Source organism: Cupriavidus sp. SIMBA_020, assembly GCF_046535395.1.
Classification (GTDB): Bacteria; Pseudomonadota; Gammaproteobacteria; order Burkholderiales; family Burkholderiaceae; genus Cupriavidus; species Cupriavidus campinensis.
In genome coordinates this window covers 1-268 of sequence record NZ_JAWRWU010000688.1, presented here as the reverse complement: position 1 = coordinate 268, position 268 = coordinate 1, and the positions used below count along the sequence as shown (strand labels likewise).

1 pseudogene is annotated in these 268 nt (G+C 65.3%); it reads right to left on the bottom strand.

Annotated elements, in window-relative coordinates:
- Positions 1 to 50: 50 nt before the first annotated feature.
- Positions 51 to 268 (bottom strand): annotated as a pseudogene (locus tag SB751_RS31075) (hypothetical protein); the annotation flags it as partial.

Sequence of the window (268 nt, the reverse complement as noted above, 5' to 3'; positions counted from 1 at the left end):
CCGCCTGAACGTGCCAACCTATGCGACCGGCGGGCCGAACCCGCCGGCGCTCAGAACGCCAGCTGGATCGCGAGATCGATCGCGAGCAGCGCGATCGAGCAGCCGATGCCGAGGACCACGTTCGGCAGGCGGTGCTCGAAATCGCGATGGTCGCGGCGCATCGCGGCGCCAAGCAGGAAGATCGCCTCGACGACGATCTGCAGCCCGACGAACAGCAGCATCAGCAGATACTCGTAACCCATCTGCTTGAACGCGGCGAATTGCATCC